Source organism: Acinetobacter sp. 226 (assembly GCF_048147925.1).
Taxonomy (GTDB): Bacteria; Pseudomonadota; Gammaproteobacteria; order Pseudomonadales; family Moraxellaceae; genus Acinetobacter; species Acinetobacter pecorum.
On sequence record NZ_JAYWYX010000065.1, the window covers coordinates 1 to 2,384 of the forward strand.

Consider the following 2,384-nt stretch of genomic DNA (forward strand, 5'->3'; position numbering starts at 1 on the left):
TGTGCTTGACTCTTGTGGTTAAAAACAGGACATTTTAAATGGTTTATCGCATAGACATTTTAATTGGTGAATAACAAAGAAAGGCAGCCTAAGCTACCTTTCTTATTATTAAACATTGAATCCTATATGTTTTCCTGTTGGAAGCTCTACATCAATACGAAGCTTTCCTCCCATAGCTTCAACATACTTTTTCATTGTTGAAATTTTAAGGTCATTTCCACGGTTTTCGATTGCTGAAAGTGATGGTTGTTTAATTCCAAGGGTTTCAGCGAGTTCTTTTTGAGAGATTTCTAGTTCTTCACGAATAAGGTGGAGCTGTGTTTCTAAAAGTAGCTCGTCAGCCATTTGTTGAATACGTGCTTGGCTCTCTGGAGAGCGACTAGCCAATAATTCCTGTAAGGTTTTAGCCATTAGATTGATCTCCTAGGGTTGAGAGATGAAGTTCGTATTGCTGATCTGCAATATCCAGCATCTCTTTATAGAAACGCTTTTTACCGCCTTTATCACCGATACACAGCACAATAGCCTGTCGTAATGGATCAAATGCGAAAAAGGCTCTCAGTGGTTTACCTCGATGCTGAACGCGTAGCTCTTTCATATTGGTAAATTTAGAGTCATACACGGTATCAACTAAAGGGCGACCTAAACTTGGCCCCTGCTGCTGTAAAACAACCAAAGCGGCTAAGACTTTCTCTTGTGTTGATTCGTCTTGCTGCTCAAGCCATACATTAAACAGATCTGTCGTGATGACTGTCCACATATCACAACCAAAATATAGATTATAGTCTATATTATATTAATGTATTTAATACAATACAACCTGATTATTAATTGAACGACGAACAGTGTCGCATTGTTTTGATTTGTATACATAAAATAATAATTGTGTGATAGGTTTGACTTTATTTTGAGCAATTTTATGAACTATTTATATTCTTCCTTCAAATTAGACTATCTAAATTCAGAATGTGACTTTTTAAATATAAATCTAGATGAAGATACACGTTTATTTGTAGATGCTTATGCAATGTCACGATCATCTAATACACATATGCAATCAGGCCATGAAACTTTAAGAGTTTTTATGTCAGAAACATTAGCTGGTTTAAAGAACTATGTTAAAGATCCAGCAGCTATCAATAGCTTATGGGTACCAAAATGTTTTGCAGAACCAAAAGGTACGGGCATTGGCCTAGCTAAAAATGGACATAAAGGTCGGGGAAGCCATGATGTTAAGTGTCAGCAAATTATTACTGCTGTAAGACATTCTAAAGCTGTAGAAACAGGTGATTTAGAAGACCTTGAAGAACTACTGTTAGTTATTGAAGGGATTGGCTCAGATACAATTTCAGATATTACTCTTAATATTGCTAAGAAGCATTTCATTGAATATACGCAAGAAAAATGTAAAAAACTTAATATTCCAGTAAGTCAAACTAAGGAAAAAATTAGATATTTTTGCAGTGTAGATAAAAAATGGAAAAGTGATAATTTTGATCTTCCACATTTGGAAGTTGGTTTTGAGAAAACACTAAGTTATTTAATTTTTATTCCAAATGAAATTTTAGAAAAAAATATGGCATATGGCTGTAACTACTTTTACACGAATGTCGCTACGCCTATTTATGTAGATCAGATTCTTGTCGCAGGTTCATCTTTTATTTATTCACTTAAAAATGGAACTAAAAAAGTAAATAAAAAAGAAATGCGTAAAGATGATAAGTACAAGGGGGGCAAAAAACGGATGGATAAATTTATTTCTGATAATCCTAAGTCCCTTAAGGAATACAGAAAAACCGTAGCAGATAAGCGATACAAAAAGAATCAGGATAAGAAAAAGCCTAAAAATGATGATTCAGAATGATCTTTAAATAAAAAAGCCCGACATCCTGTCGGGCTTTTTCATATCGGGGTGCTCGTCTTACTGATCTCGTGCTGCCCATTCCTTGCGCTATTTTCTTATTCTTGTTTTCTGGAAACATCCAGTTCCCTTATGTATTCATCATAGGATTAATGCCTTGAATTACCAATCCGCAAAAACCTTAAATCTATGTAAGTTTTAGCTTACAAAGTTGGCCTATTTTATCCCAAGAGTTGTCCGCAGAAATTGGGGATTATTTCTGAACTGTGACCCTTGAGAAATCAGGAAAAAGTGCAAAAACGAATGTTTTTTGATCAATTTTATTGGCTAAAAGTTACAGTTTTGCTTAAAAAGAAACCGACTTGTTTCCAAGTCGGTTGAACGAGAACGTTCCAGAGGGTATGAATAACGATAAGATACTGATCTTAAAGTAATATTAAAAATGCTGTTATTCACCAATTAAAATGTCTATGCGATAAACCATTTAAAATGTCCTGTTTTTAACCACAAGAGTCAAGCACAG

General features: G+C 34.5%; 3 protein-coding genes. 1 reads left to right on the plus strand and 2 read right to left on the minus strand.

From position 1 onward, the window contains the following. Nucleotides 1–108: 108 nt before the first annotated feature. Complete coding sequence (locus tag VXP95_RS15345) at nt 109–411, minus strand: helix-turn-helix domain-containing protein (RefSeq protein WP_005804939.1); 303 nt, start codon at nt 409–411, stop codon at nt 109–111. Continuing rightward, nucleotides 404–760, minus strand: a complete 357-nt coding sequence (locus tag VXP95_RS15350; protein WP_034171695.1) for a type II toxin-antitoxin system RelE/ParE family toxin — start codon at nt 758–760, stop codon at nt 404–406. Before VXP95_RS15350 ends, VXP95_RS15345 begins: the two co-directional genes overlap by 8 nt. A 159-nt stretch (nt 761–919) precedes the next feature. Here VXP95_RS15350 and VXP95_RS15355 point away from each other — a divergent pair, with 159 nt between their 5' ends. Continuing rightward, nucleotides 920–1,864: a hypothetical protein gene (locus VXP95_RS15355; RefSeq protein ID WP_180645000.1), complete on the plus strand. Its 945-nt coding sequence runs from the start codon at nt 920–922 to the stop codon at nt 1,862–1,864. The last annotated feature ends 520 nt before the right edge of the window (nt 1,865–2,384 follow it).

Excerpts from the sequence above, each read along its gene's own strand:
- VXP95_RS15345 (WP_005804939.1), bottom strand. The coding sequence starts at position 411 with ATGGCTAAAACCTTACAGGAATTATTGGCTAGTCGCTCTCCAGAGAGC.
- VXP95_RS15350 (WP_034171695.1), bottom strand. The coding sequence starts at position 760 with ATGTGGACAGTCATCACGACAGATCTGTTTAATGTATGGCTTGAGCAG.
- VXP95_RS15355 (WP_180645000.1), top strand. The coding sequence starts at position 920 with ATGAACTATTTATATTCTTCCTTCAAATTAGACTATCTAAATTCAGAA.